Genomic DNA, 16,934 nt, shown 5'->3' on the forward strand with positions numbered 1-16,934 from the left:
TGGCCCGAACTGGCGATCTGCCGACGACGCTCATTCGGCGATGACGACCTCTCCTCGTTTCTCCTGGATAGGTTCGATTGAGCGACGATGCCTGGCCGCATCGTTCAGCGGCACGACGCGTATCCGCCCTGGCATCGCAAACAGCCCGACGTCGTGCGTAAATCTCCGTCGACATTCCTCGCAGGATTTCTGGTGGGCATAAGTTCTGGTCCGCACAGCCAACTCGGACTCCAGCTTTTCAATCGTCAGCCAAGCCCGGTGCAGTTCACCCTTCAACGCCGCCAGCATCTCTTCGTCAACCACGCCAGCCAGCTCGGGGAGCTCTAAGCCGGTCCGCCTCTCCGCCGACGCCCAAGCGTTAATCGAGTACCGAATGTAGGTCCAGCAGGTCTCGCACCAGCGATCGCCCGGTTCTTCGTCATGCTCAAAACGTGATCCGCAGCGGGCACAATCCATGTTCGTTTCGGGGAGATCGACGACAGTCATTTCGGTTCGCCTCCAACGAGTGCATGCGAACCGTTGCAACGTGCCTGAACGTCACTGATCGCGTCCACCAACTCATCGTCCGAAAGCTGGCCCGCGACACGGATCAACGCCGGCATGGTGGTTGGATGCCGGCGAATGATCGGCTCCAGATCTTCAGGAATCCGATCAGCCAGACCGATCCAGAAATCAGGATCATCGCCAAGAATTTCAGCGATCCTCGCCGCACGACTTGCCGTCACGGGAGGAAACTTCTGCTGCTCCACTTGCGACAGATACGTCGAACTGACGTCGATCATTTTGGCAAACGTCCGCAACGAATACCCCTGGTTCAATCGAGCTTTTCGGAGCTGCCCTCCGAACCCATGTTTCTCAAACACTGCATTCCCTCATTGGACCACGCAATCTCAAACAACGCGGCAGGCCAATCCCGCCACGCAAACAACACCGGAATGCTATCCATCGCCCGTGACACGTCTGGTCACGCCTCCGACAAATCCACCAGAAAACTTCCGCCGCGAATAACCCAAAGCCCAAAACACGCACTTCACCGCCGGGTTATTCGCAAACCCAACGGCTCATCCATAACCCAAATGCCGAGAGATTTCGCAGGATCACGCAATGATCCCATCCCGACAAACGCCTATGATCTACGCCCGCAACGCCGCGCACGGTTGCCGATGTTTGTCGGGAATAGTCGGCAACGGAAACTGGAACTCCGTTGCATTGTTCCAGCAGGCGTTTCCGTTCCAAGCCAGCCGCCGGCTAGCGTTCCCGATGCACAACAGAACCAGCGTTATCTGACTCTCTTTGACGCCGCCGCAAAACTATTTTCCGAAGCGCGAATAACCACATCTCTTTTTGGTACACTTTGTGCTCACGGTCGCTGACCCGTGTTGACCACTCAACTTCTCTGTTTGGTTGGAACAATTTCCGACCCTCCAGTAAACGAAAAGCCGTCGTGGCTCCCACGACGGCTTTTTTCGTTTTTTGCCCAGCGTTTCGCGACGTTTCCGCCCGCCGGCCAGTTTCTCAGAACCGCGATTCTCTCACCCGTCGTCGCCACTCCGGGTAATGGACCGCCCCCGTTTTCGAGTGTTTTGGCCCGTTCTCTCAGACCTCTCTGTCCCTCGACCGTTTCGGGTGAACACCCGTCTGCATCGCTCTCCCGAGACGAACCCCCAAGGTTCCGCTCGGTGAAAGACGCGAACAAAACTCGTCTCGTTCGGGTTATGAACGATGCGAAAAATTGATTTGGCACTGCGAAACACAGTGTTTCGAGCAACTCGGCTCGGATTCTCGGGGCGGCGTAAAGTTCTTGGCCTGCTGGCCGCTCCGCTGGGTGGCACGGTCTCTCAGCCAAGATGCCATTTTGTCGGATAGGTATATCGAGAGAGAACCTGTGGGTATCGCCTCAGTACTCAAACGGGCGGCGAATCTTCGGTGCCATTCACCTCGATCAGAGTGGCTTCCAGTTTTTCCGCCCCGAAACCCGACTTGCGCACGCGGTCAAGCGTGCCTATTCAGTCAAGTCGTCCGGGGTACTTTCGCTCTGCTCTAAGTCGTAGAGAGCGGCGTAGTCGCCGGCGAGGTAAGCCTCGAAAGGTTCCGTGTAGGGATGCCAATGCTGGTCGACCACCGCCTGACGTCGGTTGGCCGTTTCCTTTCGCTTGCGAACCATTTCTTCATCGTTTTTTTCACGCTGGGCCAAGTACGCCGGATCAAGCTGGACGCCGAGTATTTTCAGTTCAGCAGCCGCACAGCGCCAATCGACGCCGAAGTGGTTGCAGTAACCACGCAGAATATTCTTCCCCGTAAATGTTGGCAGCCATGTCTTTGCCGAAGCGAGCCGACCCGCACGATTCATGCGTTTGACTCTCGGCGGTAACGGTTTACGTTTTGCCATGCTCGGTCAATCGTCCCCAAGCAAATGCGTCAGCATCCGACGTGGATTATCCAGGAATGATTTGGTGACTCGGTAGTGCTCGGTGTCTTCGTACGCGATCGGGTTAATGCCGTCGTCGCCGAACGAATAGATCTGGGCGTCTGGGTAACTCATGATGATCGGCGAGTGCGTCGCGATGACGACCTGGGAGTCTTGTTTGACGATGCTATCGAGCAACACCAGGAATTCAAGTTGGCGTTGCGGCGATAGGGCTGCTTCAGGTTCGTCGAGAAAGTACAGACCTTGCCCGAAGCGGTTTTCGACCAGCGTCATGAACGCTTCGCCGTGCGATTGTTCGTGCAACGACTTGTCGCCGTAGCTGCCGCCGACGCCGAGGTTCTCGATCTCGGTCGCGACGTTGAACAGACTCTCTGCTCGCACGAACCAAGCATCCGGGACGAGCGCGTGATATCGGCAGAGCTTCAAAGCCTTATGCAATTCCGAATGGCTCTCGCGCGTCGCAAACATCATGTTCCGGCTACCGCCTTCGGCATTCAGCCCGTTGGCGATCGCGATCGCCTCGAGCATTGTCGACTTGCCCGATCCGTTCTCGCCGACAAAGAACGTGACCTTCGGATGCAGGTCGAGTTTGCGAAACGATTTCGTCGACGGCAAATTAAATGCGTAGTGCGTCGGGTCGTAGATCCGTGACGGATCGAGAAAAACAGACTCGATGAACGGTCCCGGCGTCACGCCTCGTTTGATGGATTTCATTAGACTACGTCGAACGGTTTTTTATTTCCAAACTGGCGAGCAATCCCATGGCATGGCGACCGACGCATTTGATGCAAAGCGGCGAACTTGACAACACCACGCCCGGCTGGACGATCGGCTGGTTGAAGCTAGACGGTTTTGAATCGCCGCTGCAGTTAAAACTCGCCGGCAACTGCCACCCGGATCTAGCCGGCTGGAAGTTTCGCATCCATCGTATCGAACCGGAATTGATCGACGAAGACGACGATCACAACCCGGACTATTCAGGCATCAAACTCGATCAGTCCGGCCACGTCGGCGACATCACCGCCGATCAGATGATCAAGCACTTCGACATTCCAACGAGCGAACTGCTCCGCCGCATGCGAGCCGGCGAAAAACCGCCTTTCACCTGGCGGAAATGCCTGTATTTGGAATGGTACAGCAATGCGAACGGCCGAGCGGTGATCCAGAGCACGCGACTGGAGGTCGAGCGTGTCGGCGAGCGAGCGTTCGAGCTAACCGAGGAACAGTGGAAAGAGCAATCGCTTCAAAATGCTGACGAGATGAATCACTTCATGGCACAACTCGGCGACGCATTAGAAGAACGCGACTCAACGGATGACGCATGAAAGATCATCCGGATCGACTTCCGATTGAGAGGTGCCAACACGGTTGGCTGTATCGTGTCTACTCTCGCAATCTGAACCTCGGCGTCTATCGCGAAGAAGAGCGTGGGTTCGTAGGCATTCGGCATAAAATGGGCAGCCGGTATCTGTTCACGGAATACCACTGGGACATTGGCCCACCGTACGGCACCGCCAATCCGCTCGAAGCGATCTGCCAGTGCCCAGTCGATCGCCTTGACGAGTACTTCCGCCCGGTTTCTGGTTCGGAAATCGACCCAAATACCGAACTGTTTGATTGGATCGAAGAGCAAGGCAAGCTCTTGAACATCACGCCCGAAAGCTGTTGACGTTTACGAGGTCATCTCATTGATTGCCCGCTGCCAACTACCGAACGTTCGTCGGATCGCCATCGCCTTGTCTCGGTTTTCGAGACAGACTTCGCTGTAGACCAATGACTGGCTGGCGGCTTGACGCTCACGGAGCCAGAGAATCATCGTCTCGCGGTCGAAGTTTTCTGGTCGACGGCGGGAGACGTTGGACAGGTTGATGCCGGCGGCGGTGAGCGCGGCTCGCCAACTGCCGTGGTGACGCAGGGCGGCGTCGTAGAGCGGGCGGTTGCGGGATCGGTTGACCATCGCCGCTAGGTCGTAGCCTGTGGTACACAGACGCCGGAGTTGTTGTGCGGTCCGATCGGCCGTGAGCTCGCGACTGCGGCCGACGTCGCGGGCACGGACGCCGGAGTATTCCAGTGCGGTCTCCCACGAACCGAAGTCTTCGATCGCGGCGGCGTGCAAGAGTTCGTCGCTTGTGCGGACTTCGTCTTCGAGCAGACTCTCGCCGGCGACGTCGCGTTCGACGATCTTGCGGATGATGGCTTCGCGAATCATGACGCCACCTTCTTCCCATCGGGCGAAACAACGCCGGCGGCGATCAAGCCTTTCTCCCAAGAACCAAAACGTCGCCGAGTTCGGTTCAAAAGATACTTGCATCCCGGATCGCGACTGTCCAACGATAACCCCTCCCGGTGCCGCTGGCGGATCATCGCCAAAACTTCAGCCGATGTGTGGCGTTTGCATTCCGGTGTTAGGCCCGCCGCTTCGATCGCTCTGTTCCATGAACCAAAATGCGTTTTTGCTCCGATGAAGAGCGACGGGAACTCTTGATGAACGTGGATCAGCTTGCCACCTTTTGCTTTCCACTTTTGGATCTCTGCGAGGACACGGGCTGGATCCCATCGACGTGGGTTCGGCTTGAAGTTGACCTTGTCTTTCAATCCGGCCGCCGCAACCGCAGCCAGCCATGATCCGAACAAGCGTTTTGCCGCATCGCCCAAACCGCGATCGCCGAATCCAAATTGGTCTTTGGGATCGCCGGCCAAGAAACGATCTTGGATCGCGACCAGCACACGTTCCTTCGTCCAAACGCGACCGTTGCGTCCGTTGGATTCGCGTCGCTCGATGCCGGCCGCTTCCATCGCCGCGACGTGACTGCCGAAGTATCGGTAGCAAGCGGACGACAGACGCGAATCAGACTGGACCAAATTTGTCGCGGTGCCTCGTTCGTGCCAAACCCGCAATCGTTCAATGACCCGTTGTTTGTTCCATCGTTCGGTCCGGATCGGTTCGATGCCAGCCGCTTTGATCGCCGCCCGCCAAGAGCCGAAGTGATGTCGTGCGGCCCCATTGAGCGATTGGTCTTCTTGCCATGTCTTGTGAAGATCCAACCCATCGGCCTGGCGTTTGAGGATAGCCTTGATCACTTTCTCTGGCGTCCATCGTCTCACACGTTTCACCGAAACGCCGGCCGCCTCGCAAGCGTTCAGCCACGATTCAAACCGACGCCTCGCCGAGCGATAAAACATCTCGTCTCGCCGAAGTTCTAAAACGTCGCCGCCGCCGGCAGCGTGGTCTCGAATCGTCGCGACAACCTCTTCTGCCGACAGCTTACCCATCGGCGGACGCGGGTGGCCCGCCGCCGCCCGAGCGTTGCCCCAAGTGCCGAACAACCGAACCGCCGTCGCGTACAGCCGAGGGTCTTCATGCGTCGTCAATTGCAGCGGCCGGCCGTCGTCATGTCGTTTCTTGATCGCCTCGATGACCATGTCTCGGTTCCAATCAAGATGAGCCAGCTTGCGGCACAAACACCGAACGCCCGCGGCTTTGCAAGCAGACCGTAAAGTGCCGAACTCCGACCGCGCCGCAGACACCAACGTCGCTGGCACGGGCAGTCCTTGTCCACGTGTCCGTTGCAGTTCCAAAATGATCCGATCGCGATGCCACTTCTTGCGAGCCGGTTTGATCCCAGCTTCATCGAGCGTCATCCGCCACGAACCAAACAAGTAGCATGCCATCGACGTCATCGCAGAATCTTGCCGAGACAGTGCGTTCGCCGGCACGCCTTCCTCGTGCCACTTTCGCAGCCGTTCAACGATGATCTCCTTCGTCCATTTGCGTTTTGTCATCTTTCAACCCTCCGTGTTTTCGAGGATTTGTTCAAAGATCGTCGTCAGCTCCGCGTGATGTTCCGTCAAATACGCTTTCACCTCCGCGTTGCCCAGCAACTGCCGAACGTAAATCACCGTCTTCAGCAAGTTCGTCGTGTACTGCCGGTAGAGACCCGAATAGAAATCCTGTTGCTGTTCGGCTTCTTGCAGTTTTTTGAGCAACTGACTTTTCTTCTCGTCCGCTTCCGTCCACGGCGACTTCTTACCGTTCGCCTTGGTCCGTTTCGCCACCGGCGTTTTCAATACCAACCCGCGAGCGAACGTTGTCGAGTAGTCATTGCACGATTGCATCAGCTTCAAGATCTCAAGCTGGCGGTCCTGCTTGACGTTGGTCAACTCCTTCGCCGTTTGCAGATTGATCTTGTTCGCGTTGAAGGCTTTCACCACTTCAGGATGCAACTTGGTTAAGAGGCCTTTGTTCAGCCGGTGGCCGATGCCTTGCATGCCGAGCGCCGTCGCGATCGTCTTCTCATCGAGTTCTTCGAGCGACTTGCGAAGCATCCGCATCTCTTGCGACGCCGAAAGCTGATTCACCATGCGGTTGCTGGTGAAGCCGTCGCGTTCTTCGTGAATCAAACATGGCACGGTTTCGACGCCATGTTCAAGCAAGATCCGATACCGAAGCGTCCCATCGAGGATCTCGTAAGTGTCGCCGAGCGAAAAAACGATCAGCGGCTCGATCAATCCCACCGCCCGCAAGCTGGCCTCTATCCGCTGCGAGTACTTCTTCGCCACCTTACGCTCGTTCCGCGGCACAAGCTTCACGATCGAAATGTCCTGGCCCCGCGGGCCACCGTTACCGGAAGTCATGATTGGCCTCCTTCGGTCGTGATCGGTTCAAACTGGAAGTCGCCCGAAAGCACCGGCTGTTTATCCAGCTTCGCTTTTCGCAAGATCGCCACAAACGCGTCGTCTTTGAACAGCGTGTTGATGCCGGACAACAACGTCATGAACCGGTTCTCTTTCGACTTCGCCTCGCGGACGTACGACGTTTTGACCTTCGTCGTCTCGGCGATGTCGCTGACCAGTTGGTTGACGGTGTAGTCCTTGTCGACGTTCGCCTTCTTGGTGTGCTTGGCCCGCGCCGAGATGATCCGCCGAGCCTGGCCAAAGTTGTTGGTCGTCACTATGCCGCGATCGAACGCGTCCATCAAGATATTCTGCATCTGCGAATCTTCCGTCGCCGAAACCTGGATCGCGAACTTGATCGGAAACACGCCGCTCTCGACGCCGTGGATCAACCGTTCCTCGCCCTGTTCGACCAATCGGATGTAGTTGCGGATGTAGTCTTCCGTTTTGCAGGCAACCTTAGCGATGCGTTTGAAGTCCCAACCTTCGTCATGCAGCCGTTTCAGTTCCCTCGCAAAATCCATACTGCCGGGTTTGGTCCGAGCGATGTTCTCGATCAACGATTGCAGCAGTGCCTCTTTCCGCGTGCAGGTCACGACCTCGGCCGCGACGTGCGTCTTGCCGAGTTGTTTGTGGGCCAGCAACCGGCCTTCGCCGCAGATCAATTCGTACTTGCCAGTCGTTTCGAGAAACTTGTCGTTGACGCGGATCGGTTTCATCAACCCAACGCCCTCGATGCTTTCGACGTTCATGTCGAATTGTTCTTGGTCGCGATTCCGCGAGTTGATCACCTTCACCTTGTCGATCGGCACGTCTTCGTAACGCCGCTGGGCGATGGGGCAAATGTTGTTGAGTGGTTCCATGATGGTTTGCTTTCGTTAAAGAAGTTGTTGAAGAAACTGCAAATCGGTCCGGCCGAACAATTCGGTGCGGACTGATGAACTGGTGAAGCGAATCGGTTTGGAATCCGATCCAAACCGCGGCAACGCGATGAAGCCGAGAATGTTGAAGTCGGCGGGCTCGGACAGCAGCACGCCGAGCGTCATGTCGATGACCGGCCGAGGGTCGCGGCGGATCGGCCAGTACGATTCGTAGCCGTGCGGAATCGGAACCGCCGGTTGAATCGAAACGGTCAACTTCTGGTCGAGCACCAGAAAGTCCGAGTAAGCGGTCACCTCGGGAATGTGCCCGCGGATCTGTTCGTGAACGTTCTCGCGAGCCTTCCCGCGTTCGCCGTCGAACAGATTCTGAAAGGCTTGGTCGAGCGAACCGAACTGTCGCGAATACGCCCCCGACGAAGGCAGCTCGTCATCCAATCGCAATAGCCCCGGCCGCACCATGCCGCGCGACCGATAGAGCTCATCGAGCACCCGCAACATGTAGTCCGGGTCGTATCGTTGCTTGCGTTTCTCGAAGATCTCCTGCGCCCGAAGAAACAGATCAAACTCAATGATTCCTGAGAATGCGTCCGTCGTCCGCACCCACTTCTCGACCGGGTTAGGCAGACTCGGCGTCTTCAGCTTGCCCGACGTCCGGTTGTAGACCATCGTGCCGGCGTACTTCTCGTTGCGAAGCCGGGCGACCACGCCGCCCGCGCCCCAACGTCCGTTGCTCGGCGACGGGATTCCGTCGTCGTTGAGCCCCTCGGCGATTTTGAACTCCGAGTATCCCTTCTCAACGAACTCTTCAAAGATCCGCCGAACCACCGCGACCTGTTCCGGCGGCCCTTCGGTCAACGTCACCCGTTGGTTTTGGATGCCCTTGTGTTGGCCGGCTTCCAAAACGTGCAACGGTTCGCGTTTCTCATCGAGCAACAACCGTGACAAACCATACGGAGGTTTGCCGCCGGCGAGATACCCTTGCTCGGCGATCTTCACGCATCCCCGCCAAACCTTGTCGCTCAATTCGCGACTGTACTGGGCGGCCCGGAACCGCTCGAACTGGACGTAGACCGGATAGAGCGGATCGTTCTCTTTCGGCTTACCGATCGTCGTGTAGATGACCTGCTTCTTGTTCTTCTTGCAGATCGCCGAAAACTGAGCCGACAAGTCGATGTCTTGAAACCGACCCCACCGCGAAACGTCCAAGCACAACACGTACTCGAAATCATTCCGCTTCGCGATCCATTCCTCCATCATCTCCGTGAACGCCGGCCGGCCTTCGGAGTTCAGCCCCGATCGCCCCGCGTCACAAAACTCGCGAATGATCTCGACCCCATGTTCGCGAGCCCAAGCCCGCACCTGATCCTGTTGAATCGGGATCGAGTTTTCTTGCCGGTCCTGAGCCGAGTGCCGGTAGTAAGCCACGGCCCGCACCAGAGGCGGAGCGTCCGCATCCGGGATTTCAATTTCCCACCAATGATTCACGTGTGAGATCCTTTCGCAAAAGTCAAAGTCGTGGCCGCGAACCCAACGTTCGCGACACCGACAAGACAGTTACGAGAGCACCCCCACATGCCTCAAGCGGCTAAGTCACACCTGTCGCCCAGATTCCCGAGACTTTGTCACACGATGCGAAACCGACCGACAAACCCCAACAAAAATTCTCGCCGACGGCCACCCCATCGACGAGAATCAACGTTCAAAAACCAAGACCTGTGCCTAATCAATCAACAACATCGTCTTCCCATTCTCTTCGCAAACAGCGGCAAGCTCCGCACCCCCATCGTCAACCACCCGCCCCAGCCGACTCCGATCAAAACAAATCACCGCATCAAAATCATCCCGCCGCGCAACCCACTCCTCCATCAACTCAACCAACCCCGGCCGATCCTCCGCTGTCGCCGCCCCCGAGTCAAAAAACTCCCGAACAATCCGCACCCCATTCGCCGCCGCCCACCGTCGAACAAAATCACGTTGCACTTCAACCGATCGTCCCTCGTCATCCAACGAGGACCGAAAGTAAGCCACCGCCCGAGTCCCCACCGACTCCACCGCCGGCACCGAATCCAAATTCAATTCATCAACCACGAGAACAACTCCCTCGCAAAGCCAAGATCAAGCCGCCGACCCAACGCCAACGAACCCAACCCAACACTTACGAGAGCACCCCAGCAGTCATCAAGCGGCGATGTCTGATTGGCCGCCGAGATTCCAAGCGTTTCAAGACGCTGGCACGACATCACGCCCAAGGACTTCACGCATCCGAGAACACATCACAAAACGGACGCAGGTATCGACGCTGCTCGGACCAATCGGTGATCGCGAAAGTCACGTGTGAGAATGCTCCGGCGAAGTCACCTTCGAGTGCCTCGCGGAAATCCGACGCCGTTTGGTGCGGGTCGTTACCAAACACACCGCAGCCCCAAGCACCCAATACGAGTGACTCGTACTCATACGCTCGGGCGATCGCCAGGACACGGTGGATCCTCCCGCGAAGCATTCTCGCGGAATCCGTTCGTCCAATCGCTGGAGCGTACGGTGCCGCACACGTCAGAAAACTGAGCAACCAAGGTTGGTCGCATTCCATCCCGGCGTCGTTTCGGAAAACGGGAACGTCCGGAGACAAGATGGCCCAATCACTCGACGCAGCCGGATCGTTCTCGCGATGGAATTCATACATCGGATCGCCAAACAACGTCGCGTACAACGCACTCGACCGACAAAGCGTCTCCTCCTGTGCCGTCGCGCCCCGCAGAAACCCACCACCCGGCTCGACACCGTTGGCAAAGTTGAGTGCCAACGGACGAAGACCACCCGCGATCAAAGCACTCGCCGCCGCCAAGGTCGTTTGATTCACGACCGTCACCAGCGTCTCGTCCAACAACTGCCTATCATGATCCGGCAACGAAGCATCCGGTGGAATAGACACCTTCGCAACTTCAGCCGCTTTGATCTCGGCCGACCAATTCACCAGCCCGTGGTCACTCAGGTATTCCCCGTTGTCGATAGCTTCGAGAGCCGATCGCCCGAGCGATTCAGCAATCTCGTACCGGATCTCGAGCACACGCCGATTCCGACGAGCCAAATCATCCGAATCCGTGCATGGGCTGCACTTCAACAACGATCCACTATTCATCGACTTCACTGGGAAGTTGCGACTGTCTCCAATCGCGATAGGTTTGTCTGGTGTCGGCGGTCTTCCAAAGGCCGGGACCGTTGGAGTTGCCTGCAGCGACGATGGCCGCACCGGCACTGGGACTAGCCAAGTAGACGTCCTCGGCGAAGAGTAATAGGCCCTGTCCAGAAACTTCGACCAGCTTTTTCTCGTCGACCAGCTGCTGACGAAGCTTTCGATAGCTCGTCCAGCTTGCTCTTGGTTCAAGTGTGGCTGTCGAACCTTTCAGCACGACAAATTCGCCGTCCACCTCTTTCGCTGTCGCTTTTGCCTCGCCGGAAGCGAACTCAAAAAGCGGTGATTCGTCATCACCAAGTGGTTCGCTGGAATCCGGTCGATTGACTGTGGGCTTCGGTTTCAAAAAGGAGAATCCGATCACAGGAAGAGTCAATTCAATGTGTTCGAGAAAACCTTCCATGTCGGCCAAGTCAGCTTCGGGCAGATGCGTCGGGGCTGGAGCCGTGCTGTTATGAATCTTCGCCCGACCGGCAGCGTATCCCAACGCGATCAACCGACTCTCGAGGTAACGAACATGGGCTTTGGTGAGATTCAAGTCCTTGCTGATCACGCAAACACAGCGAGTCCAGAAGTCCTTTGATTCGTCTTTGTTGTGCTTCACCAAACGCGTCATCACGTTGTCACCCTCACCGATGTAAACGATTTCATTCATCGGGTTCTCGGGATCCGGACCGGCCAGGATGTAGATGCCTGTTCGGGTCACCTCTTCACGTTTGGCAAGATCAGCCAAACGGCTACGCGGCGCGACAAGCATCTTGCCCGACCAGTTCATCACTTCGGCTGTGAACAGCCCCGACGGGTCACCGTCGGGAAAAAAGAGGCGAATGGATCGTCCGTTCATTTTGAATCTTTCAACGGTGCTAATTGAGTTCGGTGTTTAAATCGTGGAGTCAGTGCCCAAGCTGGTCGCCGATTCGGCTTCCAGTCGGAACGCTAGCTCTTGGGCAGCAATCAGGGGAAATGGAATTCGCTCGGAAAGCTTGTCCGTGCTTCGAGCATCGACTCGGTATTCCTCTCCCATGACGACGTTGAACCAACGCTCGCGATCCATCACCACGCGATACATTTTCTCATCTTGTGTCTCACCGATATAGGGGATGAACACTTGGATGGATTGACCAACGCGTTCGGCCTTCGCACCAATACGATCAACTCGCCCAGTTCGTTGTTCAAGATTGCTGGGGTTCCAGCACAGGTCGTGATGAATAATGTGCCGGCAGTTTAGATGCAGGTCGACTCCCTCGGACATCACACTGCTGGCAACAAGAATCTCGGGATAGAACGGAGTATTGAACGTCAGCATCAACCGCTGCCTCGTCTCGCTTCGCGTTCGACCGTTGACCAATCGCACGTTGGGGAGGAGTTGTTCCGCCGTATCACCTTGAAGCTCGTCATCATCATATTCTGACGCTGAGTCGACTCCGAAGTGAGCCCCGGTTTGGATACGCTTCACCGCGTTGATGTAGGCATCTCGCTGGTCTGTGCCGCAACGCTCGACCAAGAACGTGAAGAACTGCTTTACGACGGTTCCGAATGCTAATCCGGATTCATCGGTTGCGTTAAACGTCGCTTGCATCAACTGATCTGGTTCACTGTCTTCAGCAAGTGGAAAGAATCGCACCAGAAATGATGGTGTTCGCAGGTTGCGTCGAATGATTTCGACCAACGCGACTTCGTGCGCTCTTAAGCTCGGATATTTGGTCAGCAATTGTAGAGTCTCGCGATCGCAGGCACGCCGAAGCGGACCGTCGTCGTCGAAGAAACGCTTTCCGATCCGCGACAACTCGGCTGCCGCTTCATCCGTCGAGCACGACAATTTGTTGGCACCAAGTCGGAGGATCTCATCGCCTACCGCATTTGAGATGCGTCGGCGCAGCGTTCGCCCCGTTTGGACGTAATGACAAAAGACGACCACTTTCTCACCTCGCTTCCAGATATCGACGGATCGTGCGACGGTGGCGTCGACCTTTGGGTGCGCCAATGAACCGGTGTCGCTTGGTGCTATCAGGCCATCGAGTTTGTTCAGGTACCAATCTGTTTGCTTGGTATCGCTAATATCAGTGTCACTATCGTCATCGTCGTCGATCGACTTCTCACCGCTTCCCATTCGTGTGTGCAAGAACGCTTCGTAGCTGGACGATAGACCCTCCGCAAACAGGGGACGCGATTCGGGTTGAGCTGACGACGCTCGACATGCCAACAAGAACGGCAACAATGCTTCGCCGGTAACGCTCAGTCCTTGTTCTTTCACAGGTCGTTCGGTTTCATCATCCGATTTCAACGAGATGGCTGCACCAACCCGACGTTCGCGCCGCGGCAAATCCTTCTCGCCCGGCAATTCCCGTGATTTCAAATGGCGGATCACCCATGGTTGCAGAAAACGCTCCGCCTCCCGCAAGGATTGCTTCGCTCGATCAAAACAGACAACGACATCTTCAGCGGCTCCACTCAAGCCGTTTGCGTTTCTTGCCGCGGGCCACCAATCCTGGGCGTCTTCGTAGGACTTACCCTCGACCCGCAAATCGTCACGCGTTAACCGCCCCCAAGCGTGATCGAGACACAACGCTGCTTCTTGTGCCCGATCGAGACTTTGCCGCAACGACTGTCGTGCTTCTGCAAAGGCGTCCAATCCATCCGACGGAGCCGACTTGCCTGTCCAATGAATTCCTTGGAAGCGATCGAGCACACTACACAACTCACCATGCCCAAGCTGAAACGGTGTCGCCGTCAAGAACAGCATCCGCTCAAACACACCAGACAAAGCTCCTTGCGAGATCGCTTCGGCATCCGCCAGAGAATCTTCCGATCGAAAGAGCTTTGCAAGTCTCGTGTCGGCATTCTTCAGGTGGTGAGCTTCGTCTAAGATCAACAACGGTAACCGCTGACGGAATCTTACGAGACAATCTAGCCAGACTTCGCGTAGCTGTTCCTTGATTGCATGCCGCGCCGCCACCAGTTTTGCATCAAAGTGCTTGGTGCGACGCTGCGGAATGTCTTGCAGTGCATCGAACACCGCCGATGTATCGAGTTGCGGCAGTAATTTTGCAATCGCCTCGGGCACCGGATCATCGTCCGCGCCGGTGATATCCTTGATCAGCGGCAGCCAATTGCTGGGCGGCGTCGCGAGCAGCTTGTTCCAAATGCCCTCGTCTTTGCGTGTGAGGTCCTTCTTTTGAAGCAGGTCGCCGAGGAACCGACCCAATGCTCGCTTCAAGCCGCTCGTGTTTCTTCGTCGATGCAGGCTACGCTGGATCAGAGCCAACATTACCCAAGGGTCATTCAATCCGCGACTCATCGCGCCGTGCGTCATGAAGATGATCGAGCAGCGTCGGTCCTTCGGGTCGTCCAAGAGTTTCAGGAAATCGACCGCCTTCTCCGCCGTCTTGAACCGAATGCGTTTCGCGATCTTGTTGGGCAGGCAACGCTCGCAAAACAAACCGAGATCCTGCGGCCATTTGTCTTTCAAAGTGGACGGCACCATCACGACAACCGGCCGGCCGCCTCGGTTCGACAACGCGACCGAGACGGCAACGGAGATCGCGACGAAAGTTTTACCCATGCCCACTTCGTCGGCCAGGATGACGCCCGGCTGATCGGCTAGACGACGCAAGATCGCCGCGGCCGTCTTGGACTGACGGGATGCGTCGGCCTTGGAAATCCTGCCGGTCACGTGCAGGTTGATTTCAGAATTTAACGAGTACGAGAGACTCATGCTGTCACCTCATCGAACACCGAAGCGACGTAAGCTTGTAGATTGGCCGGCGCGTTGGTTCCTCCATCAGCCTCAATCAGAGTTCGCAATTTCCCGCAAAGCTCCTGCACTTCGCTGCGGTGGACTGCCACGTCGACACATCCCTCGCACGCGACGACGTTCGCTCGCGACAGCTCCAGAGTCAGCTCGGCGATCAAGAACGCGGATTCAGTCGGCGAGGTTGCTTCGCGAGCAATCGCCTCGGCGAGAGCCATGACGCCAACCGGGCCGTGCAATCGCCAATGGAGCGTTTCGATCGTTGCGGCGGGACGCTCAACTCGCTCCCGCATCCGAGTCAGTGCCCACGACAACCGTCGCGTGCGTTGCAACAAGAAACCGCTGGTGTCGACCCGTTTGTGCGGATCAATTGCCGTGACAACTTCATCGTGATTGGCTTTCGATTTCCTGGACAGGTAGTCCGCCATCACGCGATGCAGCGGTCGCGATGACCCAAGCAAATCCATCAACACACTAAGCGGCAAATCTTTCAGTTCATCCGGTGGCGGCAACGATTCTGGTGAAGCCACGTTGACGGGCCACCAAGCGGTGCCGGCTTGATCGCCCAGCCGCACCTCGAAACCACTCGGTGGTCGCGTTTTCGTCCAAGGCAGCGTCACCTTCGCGGGTGACCCTGCCGCTTTCCACCGTTGGCAGTCGAACCACGCCTCTTCAGTTCCTTCGATCGACAGGCTAAACGCTTCACTGCGATTACCCACGAATTCCAGCGAGACGACGCCATTGTCACTGGCACTATTGCCGTCACTTGCATCGAGCGAGTAAACCGCATCGCCAAAGAATCCTGGCAACGCAAGTTGTTCCAGAGCATCCGCGTCTTCTTCGTTCGGCGGAGGCTGCCAAGTCACGTCCGCAGCGTCAACCACCTCGCTTTTCGGAAACGTTGCCTCGACAGCTTTGAATAGCTTTTCGTCCCGTTTGCTGTCGAGCACATAAACCAGGTTGGCTTCCAAGTTCGATCGTTTTCCAATGCCCATGCCGGCACTGGTGAAATTGCTCGACCCGATTTGATAAGCCGCGTAACGATCGTCTTGCAACCAAATGCCCTTGGCATGAAGTGGTCGAGAATCTGGAGCAGTGACTCTGGCAAACTCGACAACAGCACTTTGCCGAGGTGTTCGACGCAACGATTCGGGGGCTTGCAGCACCCATCGCGAATGCCCCAGTTCTTCCCATCCAACACATTGTTCACCAGCAACGTGATAACCGACGGTGACTTCACCGCGACTGCGAAGCAATTGCCAGATTCGATCAACCGGTGTGTTCTTCGATTCCGGCGGATCAAAAAATGGACTGACGATGTCCGCCGACTTCGGACCGACGCCGGCCGGCCAGATCTCTTCCAGTTGATCGAACCCGGAATCGCCAACGTCACCCGCTTTGCTCGCTGGTTCGACGAACAGCGTCTTTACCTGCACCGCTGGCCGCTTGCGATCGGTTTCGCGCGTTCCCCACCCGGCACAATCGCTCTCAACTCGATCAATCAGCGTATTCCAACGCAGTGCAGCCGGCGTCGTTGTTGAGCTGTAACGAACAACTCGCCGCAAGAAGCTTGCTGTCTCAAGCAAGCATTCAATCGGCGAGTCACTGCCCGCATGAAAATCGAGGACGCCGAACACTTCCAAGTTCCGTCGATAGCCGTCTTCCGTCAGGTTCGCCGACCCGATCATCAAGCGAACGTGGTTCGACCAAACCAACAAGCTGACCTTGGCATGCTGAATCCCTGGCAAACGTGCCGGCAGCAAGTCCCAACGCAGACTACGCGACCCGCGACAATGATGAGCGTCGACCAATACCGACGCGCACTGCAATCGCGCCAGCTTATCTTCGCGTTCGATCAAATACGCCGGACCGTCGTCGGTCGGATTGGTTTCTAATCCGAGGAAGCTCGCCAAGCATTCCTCTTCAAAGAACGCCGCGTCAAACGTGAACGACGTTGCAAGCACGCCGATTGGATCGCCCGCGTTTTCCGGTGGAACCCAAGCGTCCAAC

Annotated in this window: 16 protein-coding genes; 2 read left to right on the top strand and 14 right to left on the bottom strand. The window is 56.8% G+C overall.

Annotation, left to right across the window (positions count from 1 at the left end):
• Positions 1-30: 30 nt before the first annotated feature.
• The 4 genes from RC85_RS03645 to RC85_RS03660 form a co-directional block, all read right to left on the bottom strand.
• Positions 31-486: a hypothetical protein gene (locus tag RC85_RS03645; protein ID WP_068258759.1), complete on the bottom strand. Its 456-nt coding sequence runs from the start codon at positions 484-486 to the stop codon at positions 31-33.
• The gene (locus RC85_RS03650) at positions 483-863 is read right to left on the bottom strand and encodes a helix-turn-helix domain-containing protein (protein WP_084422321.1); all 381 of its coding nucleotides are present in this window, start codon (positions 861-863) and stop codon (positions 483-485) included. Before RC85_RS03650 ends, RC85_RS03645 begins: the two co-directional genes overlap by 4 nt.
• 1,139 nt (positions 864-2,002) lie before the next feature.
• Positions 2,003-2,389, bottom strand: coding sequence for a hypothetical protein (locus RC85_RS03655; RefSeq protein WP_149752575.1), 387 nt, complete (start codon positions 2,387-2,389; stop codon positions 2,003-2,005).
• Between the two features lie 6 nt (positions 2,390-2,395).
• On the bottom strand, positions 2,396-3,142 hold the full coding sequence (locus RC85_RS03660; RefSeq protein WP_084422322.1) for an AAA family ATPase: 747 nt from the start codon (positions 3,140-3,142) through the stop codon (positions 2,396-2,398).
• 47 nt (positions 3,143-3,189) lie between these two features.
• Here RC85_RS03660 and RC85_RS03665 point away from each other — a divergent pair, with 47 nt between their 5' ends.
• A complete protein-coding gene (locus RC85_RS03665) occupies positions 3,190-3,753 on the top strand; it encodes a hypothetical protein (RefSeq protein WP_068258765.1) in 564 nt (187 codons plus the stop codon).
• Entirely contained in the window at positions 3,750-4,097 is a 348-nt protein-coding gene (locus RC85_RS03670) for a hypothetical protein (RefSeq protein ID WP_068258767.1), read from the top strand. The genes RC85_RS03665 and RC85_RS03670 overlap by 4 nt, the downstream gene beginning before the upstream one ends.
• Before the next feature lie 3 nt (positions 4,098-4,100).
• Here the strand turns inward: RC85_RS03670 and RC85_RS03675 are convergent, their stop codons facing one another.
• The 10 genes from RC85_RS03675 to RC85_RS03725 form a co-directional block, all read right to left on the bottom strand.
• Positions 4,101-4,637 (bottom strand): hypothetical protein, encoded by a 537-nt coding sequence (locus tag RC85_RS03675; protein ID WP_068258768.1) that lies wholly within the window; start codon positions 4,635-4,637, stop codon positions 4,101-4,103.
• Entirely contained in the window at positions 4,634-6,211 is a 1,578-nt protein-coding gene (locus tag RC85_RS03680; RefSeq protein ID WP_068258770.1) for a hypothetical protein, read from the bottom strand. Before RC85_RS03680 ends, RC85_RS03675 begins: the two co-directional genes overlap by 4 nt.
• Before the next feature lie 3 nt (positions 6,212-6,214).
• A complete protein-coding gene (locus RC85_RS03685; protein ID WP_068258772.1) occupies positions 6,215-7,063 on the bottom strand; it encodes a ParB/RepB/Spo0J family partition protein in 849 nt (282 codons plus the stop codon).
• Positions 7,060-7,965 (bottom strand): ParB/RepB/Spo0J family partition protein, encoded by a 906-nt coding sequence (locus RC85_RS03690; RefSeq protein WP_068258774.1) that lies wholly within the window; start codon positions 7,963-7,965, stop codon positions 7,060-7,062. The genes RC85_RS03685 and RC85_RS03690 overlap by 4 nt, the downstream gene beginning before the upstream one ends.
• A gap of 15 nt (positions 7,966-7,980) precedes the next feature.
• The gene (locus RC85_RS03695) at positions 7,981-9,468 is read right to left on the bottom strand and encodes a recombinase family protein (RefSeq protein ID WP_068258776.1); all 1,488 of its coding nucleotides are present in this window, start codon (positions 9,466-9,468) and stop codon (positions 7,981-7,983) included.
• 234 nt (positions 9,469-9,702) lie between these two features.
• The gene (locus tag RC85_RS03700; protein ID WP_084422323.1) at positions 9,703-10,071 is read right to left on the bottom strand and encodes a recombinase family protein; all 369 of its coding nucleotides are present in this window, start codon (positions 10,069-10,071) and stop codon (positions 9,703-9,705) included.
• 166 nt (positions 10,072-10,237) lie between these two features.
• On the bottom strand, positions 10,238-11,119 hold the full coding sequence (locus RC85_RS03710) for a TIGR02452 family protein (RefSeq protein ID WP_068258956.1): 882 nt from the start codon (positions 11,117-11,119) through the stop codon (positions 10,238-10,240).
• Positions 11,112-12,017, bottom strand: a complete 906-nt coding sequence (locus tag RC85_RS03715; protein ID WP_068258781.1) for a GIY-YIG nuclease family protein — start codon at positions 12,015-12,017, stop codon at positions 11,112-11,114. The genes RC85_RS03710 and RC85_RS03715 overlap by 8 nt, the downstream gene beginning before the upstream one ends.
• A gap of 36 nt (positions 12,018-12,053) precedes the next feature.
• Positions 12,054-14,888: a DEAD/DEAH box helicase gene (locus RC85_RS03720; protein ID WP_068258783.1), complete on the bottom strand. Its 2,835-nt coding sequence runs from the start codon at positions 14,886-14,888 to the stop codon at positions 12,054-12,056.
• Positions 14,885-16,933: a phospholipase D-like domain-containing protein gene (locus RC85_RS03725; protein ID WP_149752574.1), complete on the bottom strand. Its 2,049-nt coding sequence runs from the start codon at positions 16,931-16,933 to the stop codon at positions 14,885-14,887. The genes RC85_RS03720 and RC85_RS03725 overlap by 4 nt, the downstream gene beginning before the upstream one ends.
• Position 16,934: the final 1 nt, after the last annotated feature.

This window comes from Rubripirellula obstinata, assembly GCF_001642955.1.
Lineage (GTDB): Bacteria > Planctomycetota > Planctomycetia > Pirellulales > Pirellulaceae > Rubripirellula > Rubripirellula obstinata.

What these genes read in the sequence shown, in the direction of transcription:
- RC85_RS03645 (WP_068258759.1), bottom strand. Translation starts at nt 486, where the DNA reads ATGACTGTCGTCGATCTCCCCGAAACGAACATGGATTGTGCCCGCTGC.
- RC85_RS03655 (WP_149752575.1), bottom strand. Translation starts at nt 2,389, where the DNA reads ATGGCAAAACGTAAACCGTTACCGCCGAGAGTCAAACGCATGAATCGT.
- RC85_RS03660 (WP_084422322.1), bottom strand. Translation starts at nt 3,142, where the DNA reads ATGAAATCCATCAAACGAGGCGTGACGCCGGGACCGTTCATCGAGTCT.
- RC85_RS03665 (WP_068258765.1), top strand. Translation starts at nt 3,190, where the DNA reads ATGGCATGGCGACCGACGCATTTGATGCAAAGCGGCGAACTTGACAAC.
- RC85_RS03670 (WP_068258767.1), top strand. Translation starts at nt 3,750, where the DNA reads ATGAAAGATCATCCGGATCGACTTCCGATTGAGAGGTGCCAACACGGT.
- RC85_RS03675 (WP_068258768.1), bottom strand. Translation starts at nt 4,637, where the DNA reads ATGATTCGCGAAGCCATCATCCGCAAGATCGTCGAACGCGACGTCGCC.
- RC85_RS03680 (WP_068258770.1), bottom strand. Translation starts at nt 6,211, where the DNA reads ATGACAAAACGCAAATGGACGAAGGAGATCATCGTTGAACGGCTGCGA.
- RC85_RS03685 (WP_068258772.1), bottom strand. Translation starts at nt 7,063, where the DNA reads ATGACTTCCGGTAACGGTGGCCCGCGGGGCCAGGACATTTCGATCGTG.
- RC85_RS03690 (WP_068258774.1), bottom strand. Translation starts at nt 7,965, where the DNA reads ATGGAACCACTCAACAACATTTGCCCCATCGCCCAGCGGCGTTACGAA.
- RC85_RS03710 (WP_068258956.1), bottom strand. Translation starts at nt 11,119, where the DNA reads ATGAATAGTGGATCGTTGTTGAAGTGCAGCCCATGCACGGATTCGGAT.
- RC85_RS03715 (WP_068258781.1), bottom strand. Translation starts at nt 12,017, where the DNA reads ATGAACGGACGATCCATTCGCCTCTTTTTTCCCGACGGTGACCCGTCG.
- RC85_RS03720 (WP_068258783.1), bottom strand. Translation starts at nt 14,888, where the DNA reads ATGAGTCTCTCGTACTCGTTAAATTCTGAAATCAACCTGCACGTGACC.